The 14442-nt window shown below is 68.9% G+C and carries 13 protein-coding genes; 9 read left to right on the forward strand and 4 right to left on the reverse strand.

Features of this window, described 5'->3' with window-relative positions; all coding sequences use genetic code 11:
- The first annotated feature begins 5 nt into the window (after positions 1–5).
- Genes U8D42_RS10470 through U8D42_RS10480 form a run of 3 tightly spaced genes read left to right on the forward strand, consistent with a single transcriptional unit; the run spans position 6 to position 2148 of the window.
- Complete coding sequence (locus tag U8D42_RS10470) at positions 6–773, forward strand: ABC transporter ATP-binding protein (protein WP_322860196.1); 768 nt, start codon at positions 6–8, stop codon at positions 771–773.
- Positions 704–1525 carry an ABC transporter permease gene (locus U8D42_RS10475; RefSeq protein ID WP_322860195.1) on the forward strand — a complete coding sequence of 274 codons (822 nt, stop codon included), beginning with the start codon at positions 704–706 and terminating at the stop codon, positions 1523–1525. Before U8D42_RS10470 ends, U8D42_RS10475 begins: the two co-directional genes overlap by 70 nt.
- Positions 1525–2148, forward strand: coding sequence for a TetR/AcrR family transcriptional regulator (locus tag U8D42_RS10480; RefSeq protein ID WP_085238625.1), 624 nt, complete (start codon positions 1525–1527; stop codon positions 2146–2148). Before U8D42_RS10475 ends, U8D42_RS10480 begins: the two co-directional genes overlap by 1 nt.
- Here the strand turns inward: U8D42_RS10480 and U8D42_RS10485 are convergent.
- From U8D42_RS10485 to U8D42_RS10495, 3 genes are all read right to left on the reverse strand, one after another.
- The gene (locus U8D42_RS10485) at positions 2114–2329 is read right to left on the reverse strand and encodes a Trm112 family protein (RefSeq protein ID WP_085238624.1); all 216 of its coding nucleotides are present in this window, start codon (positions 2327–2329) and stop codon (positions 2114–2116) included. The genes U8D42_RS10480 and U8D42_RS10485 overlap by 35 nt on opposite strands.
- The gene (locus U8D42_RS10490) at positions 2322–5309 is read right to left on the reverse strand and encodes an acyl-CoA synthetase (protein ID WP_085238623.1); all 2988 of its coding nucleotides are present in this window, start codon (positions 5307–5309) and stop codon (positions 2322–2324) included. Before U8D42_RS10490 ends, U8D42_RS10485 begins: the two co-directional genes overlap by 8 nt.
- Positions 5310–5408: 99 nt before the next feature.
- The gene (locus U8D42_RS10495) at positions 5409–5654 is read right to left on the reverse strand and encodes a hypothetical protein (protein WP_141659238.1); all 246 of its coding nucleotides are present in this window, start codon (positions 5652–5654) and stop codon (positions 5409–5411) included.
- A 240-nt stretch (positions 5655–5894) separates the two neighbouring features.
- Between U8D42_RS10495 and U8D42_RS10500 the strand changes: the two genes are divergently transcribed.
- Positions 5895–6581, forward strand: a complete 687-nt coding sequence (locus U8D42_RS10500; protein WP_085238694.1) for an MspA family porin — start codon at positions 5895–5897, stop codon at positions 6579–6581.
- On the opposite strand, the gene U8D42_RS10505 is transcribed toward U8D42_RS10500, so the two are convergent.
- Positions 6582–8015: an HNH endonuclease signature motif containing protein gene (locus U8D42_RS10505; RefSeq protein ID WP_322860194.1), complete on the reverse strand. Its 1434-nt coding sequence runs from the start codon at positions 8013–8015 to the stop codon at positions 6582–6584.
- Between the two features lie 103 nt (positions 8016–8118).
- Between U8D42_RS10505 and U8D42_RS10510 the strand changes: the two genes are divergently transcribed.
- The 5 genes from U8D42_RS10510 (at position 8119) to U8D42_RS10530 (ending at position 14424) form a co-directional block, all read left to right on the forward strand.
- Complete coding sequence (locus tag U8D42_RS10510; protein WP_348636969.1) at positions 8119–9351, forward strand: transposase family protein; 1233 nt, start codon at positions 8119–8121, stop codon at positions 9349–9351.
- Positions 9352–9709: 358 nt separating this feature from the next.
- On the forward strand, positions 9710–10189 hold the full coding sequence (locus U8D42_RS10515) for a hypothetical protein (protein ID WP_085238620.1): 480 nt from the start codon (positions 9710–9712) through the stop codon (positions 10187–10189).
- Between the two features lie 5 nt (positions 10190–10194).
- Positions 10195–10941, forward strand: coding sequence for a gluconate 2-dehydrogenase subunit 3 family protein (locus U8D42_RS10520; protein ID WP_322861117.1), 747 nt, complete (start codon positions 10195–10197; stop codon positions 10939–10941).
- On the forward strand, positions 10941–12644 hold the full coding sequence (locus U8D42_RS10525; RefSeq protein ID WP_322861116.1) for a GMC family oxidoreductase: 1704 nt from the start codon (positions 10941–10943) through the stop codon (positions 12642–12644). The genes U8D42_RS10520 and U8D42_RS10525 overlap by 1 nt, the downstream gene beginning before the upstream one ends.
- On the forward strand, positions 12637–14424 hold the full coding sequence (locus U8D42_RS10530; RefSeq protein WP_322861115.1) for a glycoside hydrolase family 15 protein: 1788 nt from the start codon (positions 12637–12639) through the stop codon (positions 14422–14424). Before U8D42_RS10525 ends, U8D42_RS10530 begins: the two co-directional genes overlap by 8 nt.
- Positions 14425–14442 lie beyond the last annotated feature (18 nt).

The raw sequence follows: 14442 nt of genomic DNA on the forward strand, positions 1-14442 counted from the left end.
ATCGTATGATGAGTTCATCGAGTGATGAATTACTGCGGGACGGCGCCGCGCCCGCGGTCACCATCGAGCATCTGCGCGTGGTGCGCGGCAAACTGCCTGCGGTGCAAGATCTTTCCGTTCAGATTGCCCGGGGCACCATCACCGGGCTGCTCGGTCCCTCCGGATCCGGTAAGACCACGCTGATGCGCTGCATCGTCGGCACCCAGATCGTCGCCGGGGGCTCGGTGACGGTGCTCGGCCACCCGGCCGGGTCACGTCAGCTGCGGCGGCGGGTCGGCTACATGCCACAGGATCCGACGATCTACAACGACCTGCGGGTGATCGACAACGTCCGCTATTTCGGCCAACTCTGTGGAGCCGACGGTTCGGCCGCCGATGAAGTCATCGCATCGGTCGACCTGACCGATTACCGCACCACCCGCTGCGCCAACCTGTCCGGCGGGCAACGCGCCCGGGTGTCGCTGGCCTGCGCACTGGTCGGACGCCCCGACCTGCTGGTGCTCGACGAGCCGACCATCGGCCTGGACCCCGTGCTGCGCGTGGAGCTGTGGGAACAGTTCGTGGCGCTGGCGCGGCGCGGCATCACGCTGCTGGTGTCCAGCCACGTGATGGACGAGGCCGACCGCTGCGGCGATCTGCTCCTGATGCGCGAAGGCCGCCTGCTGGCGCACACCACGCCAGATCAGTTACGGAAGGAGACGGAATGCACGTCACTAGAGGAAGCGTTCCTGTCGATCATCCGACGCACCACCACCATGCCCGCAGCCGGCTGAGCCCGCAGAACTACGCGGCCACCACGACCAGAATTCTGCGTCAGCTGGCCGCCGATCACCGCAGCGTCGCGCTCGTCCTGATCGTGCCGATCCTGGTCATCACGCTGATGTATTTCATGTTCCAAAACGCCCCGCATCGCCCGGGGACGCCGTCCCCGTTCAACAACGCCTGCCTCATCCTGCTGGGACTCTTTCCGTTTTTCGTGATGTTCATCATCACCGCCATCACCATGCAGCGCGAGCGGGGCTCCGGGACGCTGGAGCGCATTCTGACCACTCCCCTGCGCCGGCTCGACCTGCTGATCGCCTATGGCACCGCATTCTCGATTGCCGCTGCGGCGCAAGCCGTCTTGGCCTGCATCGTGTCGTTCTGGTTGCTCGGCTTCGACACCGCCGGCAGCCCGGTGTGGGTGTTCGTCATCGCGATCGTCAATGCCGTGCTGGGCGTTGGGCTGGGCCTGCTGTGCAGTGCGTTCGCCCGCACCGAGTTTCAGGCCGTCCAGTTCATCCCGCTGGTGATCGTGCCGCAGCTGCTGCTGGCCGGAATCATCGTGCCGCGGGCGCTGATGCCGCACTGGCTGCAGTGGGTCAGCAACGCGATGCCGGCCAGCTACGCACTGGAAGCCCTGCAACAGGTGGGCACGCACCCGGGGCTGACCTACATCGCGGTGCGCGACGTCGTCGCCGTGTTGGGCTTCGCGCTCGCGGCGCTGTGCCTGGCGGCGGCGACGCTGCGGCGACGGACGCCCTAGTGGCGATCGCACGCGCGGGGCGCCGGCGACCCGGGCGGCCCGCCGGCAGCTCCGACACCCGCAACCGAATCCTGACAAGCGCTAGAGAACTCTTTGCGCGCAATGGCATTCGCAACACCTCGATCCGCGCGGTCGCGGCGGCGGCCGGCGTCGATTCGGCGCTGGTGCATCACTACTTCGGCACCAAGGAGAAGCTGTTCGCCGCGGCCGTCCACATCCCGATCGACCCCATGGACATCATCGGCCCGCTGCGCGACGTGCCGATCGAGGAAGTCGGCTACCGGCTGCCGTCGATGTTGTTGCCGCTGTGGGATTCCGACCTGGGCACGGGGTTCATCGCCACGCTGCGGTCCATCCTGGCCGGCTCGGAGATCAACCTGTTCCGCACGTTCATCGAGGATGTGATCGCGGTGGAAGTCGGCCCGCGCGTTGACCATCCGCCCGGAAGCGGGGTCATCCGCGTCCAGTTCGTCGCGTCGCAGTTGGTCGGCGTCGTGATGGCCCGCTACATCCTGCAGCTGGAGCCGTTCGCGTCGCTGCCGGCCCAGCAGGTCGCGGAGACCATCGCGCCGAACCTGCAGCGCTACCTCACCGGGGATCTGCCGGACGGGCTCGTGCCATGAGCCGGGCGTGCTCGTCGTCGTCGACGTCGCGGGCCTCGTCGACGAGCAGTACCGGGATGCCGTCCTCGATCCGGTAGGCGCGCCGCAGCCGCGGGTTGTACAGCAGCTCGTCGTCGATGAGCAGCAACGGGCCCCGGTCGGCCGGGCACACCAGGATGGCGAGCAGTGAATCGTCAATCATGTTCGCGCCCAATCAGTTCGGATCGCACGCCGGGGGTCAGCTTCCGGAAGAAGCTGCCCTCGGCGTCGAAGTACCAGACCTGGCGGCCCGGCTTCGGAATGCCCGCCGCGCGCAGGGCGCTGACGGTCGGACGGTAGGTCGCGCTCAATGTCATCGCCGGACACACGTGGACGATGTCAGGGCCGACGCCGATGGGGATCTTCGCCAGGGCGTCGGTGAGGTCGGCCGCGGTGATGCTGGCCCCCGGCAGCAGCGTCACCGCCGAGACCGCGACCTGGCGGTCACCCATCGGCACGTTGTAGGTCACCGCGAGATCGACGCCGTTGACGCAGCCGAGCACGTTGGTGACCGGTTCGTCGAAGACGGGGCCGCGCGCGGTGTGCACCACCGAGCCCCGCCGGCCCGCCAGCCAGTAGTCGCCGTCGTCGTCGCGGTAGAACAGGTACTCGGTCGAGATCCAGGTGTCGCCGGCGGCGAAGACGCCCCGCTTGACCGACGCGGTCGGGTCGATGGGACCGTTGGACGCGGCGAGCAGCACCCCGACTTGTTTCGGCTCGGCGACCTGGACGAAGCCGCGGTCGTTCTCCAGGATCAGGTCGTGGTCGACGTCGTAGGCGCCCAGCTCGATGCGCCCGGCGCCCGGCAGCGGGCGACCCTTGCTGCCGACCTTGGCGCCGGAGACGTTGGCCAGCACCGCTTGTCCGTCAGTGGTGGCGAAGAACTCGACGACGTGGGCGGGCGCGAAGGCGTCGACGACCCGCTCCCACAACCCGGTCGGCATGCCCGAACCGATGAACAACCGCACCGGGTGGTTGCCGTGCAGCACGAACGCGGGATCGTCGACGATCTCGCGGAGCATGGCCCAGGTGTAGGACACCACCGTGACCCCGTACTGCCGCACCTCTTGGACGAACCGGTCGCAGTCCAGGCCGCGGGAGAGCGCGATGCGGGTGCCGCCGACGACCGCGCCGCCCAGGCTCACCAGCAGCGCCGACTCGTGGTGCAGCGGGGTCAGGCAGTAGACGGTGTCCCGGCGGTCCAGTGCGGCCGTCGAGGCGGTCCCGAACGCCGACACCGCCCAGCGGTAGTTGGTGATCTGCTTGGCCACCAGTTCGCCGCCGGCCGCGCTGAACGCGATGAACGCCAGGTCCCGGGCGAGTCCGGGATTAGGCCGGTACCACCCCGGCAGTTCGACGGCGTCCGGGTCGATCTGTTCCATGTCGATGACGTCGCTGTCGTCGGGCAGGTGCAGATCCCGAGCCTCACCGCCGCCCAGCACCAGCACCTGTTGCAACCCCTGGCGGTCCGACGACAGCACCGACTCCAGGTTGGTGGGGTCGGTCAGCAGCTCGGTCACTCCGCCGAGCCGGACCGACGCGGCCAGGTCGGCGTCGGGTCGCATCACGACGGCGACGGCGCCGAGCCGGGACAGCGCGGCGATGGCGACCAGCGCGCTGGGCCGCGTCTCCATCAGGACGCCCACCCGGTCGCCCTGGCGCACCCCGACCTCGATCAGGCCCCGGACGACGTTGTTGACGCGCCGGTTGACGGCCTCGTAGGTGTGCACGCGACCGTCGAACAGCAGGAATTCGCCCTGCGGGGCGTCGTGCGCCTGCTCGTCGATGATGCGGCCCAGCGAGATGCGGGTGTGGTCGTTGATCTGCCCCAGCCGGACCAGGCGCGGCAGCGTGCGGGCCGTTTCGACGGCCAGGGTGCGCATCGACTTGTTGGCCGCGACCACCGTGTTGGCCGCGCCGCGCACCACGCCCAGCGCCGCCTCGGACACCTCCCCGATGCCGTGTGCGACACGGGAGCTCAACGCGACACCGCTGTCGGTGTGCTTCTCGGGCTGGTCGGCCATCAGGTCGATGCCATCGGGTTTGTCGCCGCCGGTGGAGAGCCACTTCACCCATTCGGCGACCGTCGGCCAACTCTGCTGCGCCGCCTTGGATCCGACCACCAAGCCGAAATGACCTGTGCGGATGAGCTTTTCGTAGACTTCGGCGTCCGGTGCCGCGCGCCTGATGCCGCGCACCGACGCCGGCTGCCCGATGTCGTCCACCTCGCCGACGAAGGCCAGCACCGGGCAGGTGATGTCGGTGAGGGTGACCATCTGGCCGTTGACGGCGAAGCCGCCAGTCATCATCCGGTTGTGGGCGATGAACTGTTTGAGCAGTTCGGAGATCGCCGGGCCGGACCAGGCGATCCAGCCCTCGCGTTCGAGGAATCTGCGCTGCTGTTCGCGCGGCAGCAGGGCCTCCCGGTCGTGCAGCTGACGGACGAAGTCGATGCGGGCCTTGGCGGTCTTGAGCGGGTCGAGCATCTGGAAGCCGGTGCGCGCCATCCAGCTGGGGATGGCCAGCCGGCTGAAGACGTGGTCGGCCATGAAGTTGGCGGCCGGCGCCGCGAAGTTCGGCGGGATGCCCATCGGCAGGGCGGCCAGGGTGTCCACCGGCGAGCCGAAGGTGACGATGCTGGCCAGGCTCTTCGACCGCCGGTAGGCGGCGACCTGGTAGCACCACATGCCGCCCTGGGAGTAGCCGACCAGATGGATGTCGCTGCCGGTGACGTCCTTGACGGTGTCGATGGCCTGGCTGAGCGCGACGATGTGGTCGGCCAGGGTGCGGCGCATGCCGCCTTCGACCTTGTCGGGTTCGCCGAAGTCGATGACCCAGGGGTCGAGCCCGTTGGCGTGCAGGATGCCGACCGCGCCGTCCTCACGGGTGACGTCCCACATGTCCGCCGACATCATCATCGGGTGCACCATCAGCACCGGCGGACCCACCGGCGGCTTGTCCGGCCGGTTGTCGGGCGGAAAATAACGCCGCAGCTTGTACATCGTCACGCTCTCGACGATTTGCGACGGCGACGGCACGCTACCCGTTTCCAGGCCCCCCAGCCGGACGACCTCCAGCCCGTTCTGCGCCGTAGCTATCAGGCGCTCCACCGGTCGCGTGACGATCGACAAGTTGAGATCCACGGCCGCTCCCCTATGTCTTGACAGCTCCGACATCATGGCACATCAGCGGGGTCCGCGGTTCTGGCCAGGCTATTTGCTCGAAGGTGGTCGGCCGTGCGGCTAATGACACCGCGCGAATCGGTTCTCGCAATACATCCCGACGGCGTTCGAGCCCACCGCCGGACCGTCTTCGTCGGCCGGGTCGGGAGCCAGCGCCGGAGTCGACGTGATGAGTTGATTGATGATGCCCGGCCCCGGTGGACCCGCCGGGTCGGAATCCGCGTGCGCCACGCCGGTGCCGCCCAAGATGGCCATGGCGGCAGCCGCCGCGGCGAGCAGTCCGAGAGCGCGGATGTGACTTCTCATCGTCTCCCTCTCTGCCGCTCCCGGGACGGTTGTCCAGGACAACGATTCTACCGGCCCGGCAAACGAGGTGGAGGCGGGAATTCCGGCCCGTTCCGGTGAGCGCGACCCGGCCCACTCAAGGACTCCCTGGCCCGTATCCCATAACGGTTACGAACGCACAACGACTTCGGCGGGCCGGCAAGCAAATTTCGCGTCGGCGCTCGGGCGGTACGTACGGTGTCGCACGTGTGGCCGGTACCCGTGGTCGTCCGTCGCGGTGCGATCGTCGCGTTGTGCGTCGCCTTGTCGGTGATCTCGGCGCCTCCGACGGCCGCCGATCCGGACGCCGAAAACGCGGCGGCGACCGTGGCGGCGCCCGACGAGGGGCAGGTGCCCTCGTCCGATCCGGTGACCTACACGACGCCGGAGGGCTGGAACCTGACCCTGGGCGCGAAGGACGAGTCGCTAGTCCCCATAGCGCCGTTGACGACCGCGGTCTCGTCTCGCGAATACCTCACCCGGGGAACGTTCTTCGGTTCGCTGGACGGGCTCGAACAGCCCCGCGGGCTCCTCGAGGTGGGTTACGAGATCGGCTGCGGGATCGACATGAGCACATCCAACGGCGTCACGATCGCGGGCAGCGCCGGCGTCAGCCCGGGCATTGGCATCGCGGGCCTGGGGGCCGGTACGCCCATAGCCGTGCCGTTGGTCACCGTCCCGCTGAACGGGGTGGTCACCGTGGGCCTCAAGCCCGGCGTCGTAGTCGTCGTACCGGTTGCCAGGAAGGACTTCAAGGGCGCGAATCCCCGGGTCATCGTCACCGGCTTCCACGTCAAGATCGACGGGTGCGTGGGCCAGTCCTTCATCCGGTCCTACGCGACGCTGACCCAGATGACCGACGAATCCGACGTCGTGCTTTCCTACGTCGGCGTCACCAAGACCGTCTGATCAGAACGGCGGGGGTTCGTCGTCCGGTGGTGCCGGGCCGGTTTGGGCGGTTTGAGCCGCCAGCCGGGCTCGGCGGTTGCGGTGGCGTTCGGTGGCGATGCGTCGGGCGCGGTGCTGGGCGCGGGTGCGGGTCCGCCGCGGCATCCGCGCGGTACGTTCACCGCTGCGCTCGCGCGGTGTCGGGGCGGGCACGTCGCCGGTGGGCGCGCACAAGCCGGGGAACAGCAACGCGCTGCCGGGTGTGGTGACGTAGCTGTGGCCGTCGGGCAGCCGCCAGATGACGGTTCCGTCGGGCAGCTGTTCGTCGTGCCAGCCCCAGAACGTTTTCAGCAGATGATGTTGGCGGCAAAGACATTTCAGGTTGGACGGATGCGTCAAGCCGCCCTCGGCGTACGGGATCGTGTGGTCGATGTCGCAGTCGGCGGCAGGCCGGTCACACCCCGGCGCCCGACAGGTCAGGTCCCGGCAGCGCACGAAGTCGGCCAGCCGGGCCGAGGGGGTGTAGCGCGGTTCGGGCTCGGTGGGGATGCTCAGCGGGACCAGTTTGGCCGAGCGGGCGAGCTCGGCGATCACCTCGGCCGGGATGAGTCCGTCGATGCCGGGCAGCGCACCCGGGGACGCTCCGCGGCCGGCGACCGTCGCCTGCTCGGCCACGACATGGATCACCACATTGCTCGGGGTGTGTCCGCCGCCGGCGCACTCGGGCGTTCCGCACAGGCACCTCAACCGATCCGCGCCGGCGGCCAGCGCGCCCAGTGCATCGGCCCGCCTCTGCCGGGGGGTGCGCGGGTCGGCAGCACACACGCTGCGCGCCATTTCCTCGAGCCGCCGATCCAGCGCATGCCCGTGGGCGCCGAGCAGGCTTCCGGTCAGCCAGGCCGTCCCCGACTCGTTGTCTTGCACATCGACGAACCGATCGGCGACCGCCTCCTTGGCCCGGCGCACCGCGTCGGCGTCCACCAGGGCCACCACTCGATCCACGGCAGCGCTCAGCCCGCTCCGGGTCAACGACGGGCGCCGCGACAGCAACGCCGCCAACCTGGCGTCCACGCGCGCCATGACGTCCGGGTCGGTGATCAGATCGGTGCGGTAGACGACGGTCTGAAAAGAGCGATAGTCGATCTCGCCCGCCCGGAACGCGTTACCGACCTCCGGTAGCCGCTCGCGCATCGCCATCGCATAACGCAGGTAGGTGTGCGCCATCGCCAGGCTGCATCCCAGCGCCGCGCCGACTTGCGCGGCAGCCGCCTCCCACGCATCGGCCGCCCAGTCCGCCCGCTCCCCCGAATCGCGGCACCGCAGCACCAGCAACTCACCCACTGCCACAAGGCGTTCCGCGGCGGCCCGCGCCTCGGCGCGCCCCGCCTCGCGCACCCGGGTCAGCAGCGCGGCCGACTCCGGCGTCGACCGCGAAGCGTCGGCGTATTCGAACATAGTTTCGATACTAGGTGGGGGGTCTGACCGCGTTGACTCGTCAGAAATGCGCGCGAAAGGGTGAGTCGTTGCCTCACTGAAAATGCGCGCGTACGCCCAGTGGATGGGGTTGACGTTGGCAGAGCGCAGAGCAATCACCGAGACGACCGCGACCCGCTACCAGCAGGCGAGCAAGCGCGCTAAGAGCCGGATCCTCGACGAGTTGTGCGCCAATACCGGATGGCATCGAAACCATGCCCGCAAGGCCCTCAAGGCCGCACTGGTGCCCACGGTCGTGACGCCGCGCAATCCACGGCCGGTGAAGTACGGCGATGATGTCATCGCTGCGTTGATCCGCTGCTGGGTGGTGCTCGAAAGGCCGGCCGGCAAACGGCTCGCACCCATGCTCACAGAGCTGGTGGCCGTACTGCGCTACTTCGGGGAGCTGATCATCGATGACGCCACCGCGGAGTTGTTGGTGTCGATGTCGGCAGCCACCATCGATCGCCGCCTGGCCGATCAGCGAGCCAAATACTCGCTGCGCGGACATGTGGGGACAAAGCCGGGATCGCTGCTCAAAAGCCAGATCCCGGTGCGCACCTGGGCCGAATGGGACGACGCTCGACCGGGGTTCGTCGAGATCGACCTGGTCTGGCATGACGGCGGCAACCGCGGTGGAGGCCATGCATTTACCTTGACCGTCACCGATATCGCCACCGGCTGGACCGAGAACCGCTCCGTGCCGGACAAGACCGCCAAATGCGTGCTGGCAGCCCTCAATGACATCGCCGGCAAAATGCCGTTCCCGATCCTGGGCGTGGACTCCGATAACGGCTCAGAATTCATCAACGACCACCTGCTGGGATGGTGTCAAGGACGCCAGATCACCTTCACCCGCGCACGACCGGGCAATAAGAACGACGGTTGCCACGTCGAGCAGAAGAACTGGGCGGTGGTCCGTACCGTGGTCGGCTACCACCGCTACGACACAGCTGCAGAACTGTTGCTACTCAACGAGATCTGGCAGTTGCAGTCCAAGCTGACCAACTACTTCTACCCGCAGCAGAAACTGATCTCCAAGGTCCGCAAAGGCGCCAAAGTGTCCAAGAAACACGACACCGCCACCACCCCATTTCATCGCGCGATCGATCACCCCGCCATCACCGTGGAACGCATCGTGGCGCTAACCCGGACCTACTCGCTGATCAATCCCGCCGCCACCCAGCGCCAGGTCCAAGCCCTCACCGCCCAGCTCCACACCCTCACCACCAGCAAAGCTGCACCCGGCGCCACAGCTCCAATCAACAAGCGCGCACGTTTACGTGAGGCAACGAATCCGCCTTCGCGCGCATCTTGACATGAGGCAACAGGCTGACACGTGCGGGAACCGGCGTCAACCGGCCGATCGCGGACGGTTTGCACCTATCCAAACCGGGTACGCACCGAATGCGCTTCGGTCACGGCGCGCCGTCGGGACCACCTCGGTTGAAACACACAGCTGGGCGCTCACCAGTTCTCTGGGCAGCCATCGCGAGTCGTCATCGCGGCATGGCTGCCTGAGCGTGTTTTCAGTCCAGAAATGAGGTGACGCATGGGTCTATCGGCCGCGGACCGTGACGCGATGGCGTCGGTCTCGGTGGGCGGGCGTCCGCTCGCTCGCGTCATCCCCTAACCCGGAACAACCAACGAGCCCACGAGCCAGGAAGGCAAATCAAATGTTGTTGTTAGGCAACGGCGGACGACGCAAGAGCGAGGCGATGCAGTTGGGCGAGCGGGCCCTGTACGACGTCGCGCACGGCCGCTTCGAACGCTCGCTGTCCGGGCTGACGGCCATGGCGGCCCTGGTCACCACGGCCGAGATCTATTTCGAGCACTACAAGGCGAGCTTCGGCAACAAGTGGATGTGGAGCCCGATCGTGGTCACCCCGCCGGTGGTGGTGGCCGGAGTCGGCGGGGTGTTCTCCCGGCGCTGGGCCAAACTGTGGCTGCCGATCACGGCCGGCATCTACACCGCCAACGGCCTCATGGGCGAGTACCTGCACGCCCGCGGGGTGGCCCGCAAGCCGGGCGGATGGAAGAACGCGTCCTACAACGTGCCCATGGGCCCGCCCATCGCGGCGCCGGGGCTGATGTGCATGGTCGGAGGGATGGGGCTGCTGGCCTCGATCCTGCGGCGCGAGCGGTTCCGGGGCTGAGCGCGATGGCAGACACCACCCGCCCCGACCACCTGCCCAACCTGCGAGCGGATCGCCAACCCCCGCACCCGTCCTGGCTGCCCAGCCAACGCCGCGGGACCACACCCCAAATGATCGGGCGCTACCCGGATTACGACGTGCTGGAGACGGTTGACACCTGGGACGAGGCCACCAAGAAGGTGGTGCTGGCGAGGCTGGAGCCGCCCGGGCCGCTGCGGTTCTTCACCACCGAGGAGGAGCCCTGCCTGCGCGCGTTCTGCGACACCGTGCTCGCCCAGGACGCCGAGCCGCGGGTACCTGTGCCCGAGTCGGTCGACTCCAAGCTCGCCGACGGCCGGCTCGACGGCTACCAGTACGCCGACATGCCCGACGACCGCGACACGTGGCGGCTGGTGCTGCGGGCGTTGAACGAGACCGCGTCCAGCCGCTACGGCAAGGCCTCGTTCGCCGACGCGGACCCCGGCACCCGCGAGGCGATCGTCGACCAGTTCTGCCAGGGCGACCTGGACGGCGGCGCCTGGGAGCGCCTGAACGTCAAACGCGCATGGTCGGTGTGCATGCGAATGGTGTTGTCCGGGTTCTACTCCCACCCCTGGGCGTGGAACGAGATCGGGTTCGGCGGCCCGGCCTACCCGCGCGGGTTCATGCGCCTGGGCGGCGCCACCGGGGACGCCGCGGCGCGCGAACCGTTCGAGACGAGGGGCGCCACGGACGAGGACCCGGTCCGCGTGGTGCAACGGGGCGAGCTGTGATGGGCGACCGACTCCGCGGACTGCTCAAGGGAGCCGTCGGGCCCAAGGACAACGAATCGCGGTTCCTGCTCGACGTGCACTCGCGTGACCTGCCCGGCGAGAAGACGATGCAGCGCTACGGCGACGACGACGAGGTCGACCTGGTGGTCGTCGGCGCCGGCGCCGGCGGGTCGGTGCTCGCCCAGCGCCTGGCGCGGGCCGGCTGGCGGGTCGTCATCCTCGAGGCGGGGCCGTTCTGGCACCCCGACGAGGACTGGGTGTCCGACGAGGCGGGTTCGCACCCCCTGTACTGGACGCAAAAGCGCATCATCGGCGGTGAAGACCCGATCGAGCTGGGCAAGAACAACTCCGGGCGAGGCGTGGGCGGCTCGATGGTCCACTACGCCGGCTACACGCCGCGGTTTCATCCCAGCGACTTTCACACCTACACCCTCGACGGTGTCGGGGCGGACTGGCCGATCCGCTACGAGGACGTCCGCCCGCACTACGAGCGGATCGAGCTCGAGTTGCCGGTGGCCGGGCAGAACTGGCCGTGGGGCTACCCGCACCGGTATTCCTTTTCCCCGCACCCGATCTCGGGCGCGGCCGCCAAGCTGTGGCGGGGCGCCATGCAACTCGGCATCGAGATGCGGGTCGGGCCCGTCGGCATCGTCAACGGCACCTTCGGCAACCGGCCGCACTGCATCTACCGCGGCTACTGCCTGCAGGGCTGCAAGGTCAACGCCAAAGCCAGCCCGTACGTCACGCACCTGCCCGACGCGCTGGCCCACGCGGTGGAGATCCGCGCCAACTGCATGGCCGCCCGCGTCGAGCTCGACGAGACCGGCGCCGCGCGCGGGGTCGTGTATTACGACGAGACGGGCGGCAGCGAACGGTTGCAGCGGGCGAAAGCCGTTGCCATCGCCGGCTACTCGATCGAAACGCCCAGGCTGCTGCTCAACTCCGTCAGCGAGCGCTTCCCGAACGGGTTGGGCAACAACGACGATCAGGTCGGCCGCTACGTGATGGTGCAGGGCGCCACGCAGTCGGCGGGCCGGTGGTCGGACGAGGTCAGGATGTACAAGGCCCCACCCCCGGAGGTGTCCTCGGAACAGTTCTACGAGACGGACCCGTCGCGCGGGTTCGCCCGCGGCTTCTCCATCCAGACCGTCTCGCCGCTGCCCATCGGTTGGGCCGAACACGTGCTCGCCGACGGGCATTGGGGCCGGCCATTGCGGGAGTACATGCGCGACTACAACCACTGGGCGACCATCGGCGTGCTCAACGAACTGTTGCCGCTGCCGGACAACCGGGTCACCCTCGCCCAGGAGACGGATCCGTACGGCATCCCGGTCGCCCGGTTCGACTACACGCTGTGCGACAACGACAAGGCCAACATGTCCTACTCCACCAAGGTGATCGGCGACATCCTGCACGCCGCCGGCGCCCAGGACGTGCTGACCATCCAACGTTTCGCCCACCTGATCGGGGGCGCCCGGATGGGCACCCGCCCGGACAACTCCGTGGTCGACTCCGACCACCGGGTGTGGGGCGTGCCGAACCTGTTCCTCACCGACGGCTCGGTGTGCCCGACGCAGGGCTCGGCGAACCCGGCGCTGACGATCATGGCGTTGGCCTCGCGACTGGCCGAACGGATGGCGACGGGCAAGATCGGCAGGGAAGCCCCGGCGAGCCGGCCGGCAAAGGCGGGGGTCCGTGTCTGACCGCAGGATCGATGTCGAGGCGACCTTCTCGCCGCGGGTGCTGCGCGAGTACGCGCTGCTCGCCGACGGCGAGCGGGGCGCCCTGATCGGCCCGCAGGGCGACGTCGCGTGGATGTGCGCGCCGCGGTGGGACTCCGACGCCGTGTTCTCCAATCTCATTGGCGGCGACGGGGTTTACGCGGTCACCCCGACCGATGTCCGGCACGTGTGGGGCGGCTATTACGAGCCCGGCACCCTGATCTGGCGCAATCGCTGGATCACCCGCGACGGCATCGTGGAATGCCGCGAGGCGCTGGCCTTCCCCGGCGATCCCGACCGGGTGGTGTTGCTGCGCCGGCTGATGGGCTGCCGCGGGACCACGCGGGTGCGGCTGCTGCTGCAGCCGAGCGCCGCGTTCGGCCGGCACGGCGTCGGCGACCTCAGCTTCGACGACGGGGTATGGAGCGGGACGTCGGGACGGTTGCGGTGGCGCTGGCGCGGCGGCTGCGACGCGCGCGCCGTCAAAGCGGCGCACGGCCACGGGGACCTGCTCGCCTGCGAGGTCACCGTCGACGAGGGCGGTCAGCACGACTTCGTCCTGGAGCTCTCCGAACGCGCGCTCCCCGACCAGCCGCCCGACCCCCACATCACCTGGGACGCAACCGAGGCCGCGTGGCACCGCAGCATGCCCGAGCTGAACGGCACCATCGCCCCGCGCGACGCGCGCCACTCCTACGCGGTGCTGCGCGGGCTGACCAGCAGCGGCGGCGGCATGGTCGCCGCCGCCACGATGAGCCTGCCCGAGCGCGCGCACACCAACCAGAACTACGACTACCGCTACGCGTGGATCCGGGATCAGGTCTACGCCGGCATCGCCGCCGCGACCGTCGGCGCGACCGAATTGTTGGACCGCGCAGTCGAATTCGTGGGCGCCCGGCTGCTGGAACACGGGCCGGACCTCAAGCCGGCCTACACGGTCACCGGCGGCACCGTGCCCAGCGAGGAAACCCTCGACCTGCCCGGCTACCCCGGCGGCACCGACAAGGTGGGCAATTGGGTCAACCAGCAGTTCCAGCTCGACGTCTTCGGCGAGGCGCTGCAGCTGCTGGCGTGCGCGGGCAACGCCGGCCGGCTCGACGTCGAGGGCTGGCGCGCCGCGCAGGCCGCCATCGGGGCGATCGAAAAGCGTTGGTGCGAGCCGGATGCGGGGATCTGGGAGACCGAGAACGAGCACTGGACGCAGTCCCGGCTGGCGTGTGTGGCGGGGCTGCGCGCCATCGCCAAGGTGGCGGGCGGCGGCCCCGAGGTGGCCGCCAGCGCCTCGCTCGCCGACGCGATCCTGGCCGACACCGCCGCCGGCAGCCTGCACCCGCAGGGCTACTGGCAACGCAGCCCGCGGCTGCCCGGGGTGGACGCCTCGCTGCTGCTGCCTCCCGTGCGCGGGGCCATACCCGCCGACGACCCGCGCACCCGGGCCACCCTGGATGCGGTCCGCAGGCAGCTCAGCAACGACGGGTTCGTCTACCGCTTCCGGCACGACGAGCGTGACCTCGGCGACGCCGAGGGCGCCTTCCTGCTCTGCGGATTCATGATGGCGCTCGCCGAACACCAACTGGGGCACGCCCATTGCGCGATGCGCTGGTTCGAACGCAACCGCGCCGCGTGCGGGCCCCCCGGATTGTTCTGCGAGGAATACGACATCAGGCAGCGCCAGCTGCGCGGCAACCTCCCCCAGGCCTTCGCGCACGCGCTGATGCTGGAATGCACGGCCACCCTCGCCGACGACGCCCACCATGACTGAACGAGAGGAGATTCCAGC

The sequence above is a fragment of the Mycobacterium europaeum genome (assembly GCF_034555895.2).
GTDB lineage: Bacteria > Actinomycetota > Actinomycetes > Mycobacteriales > Mycobacteriaceae > Mycobacterium > Mycobacterium europaeum.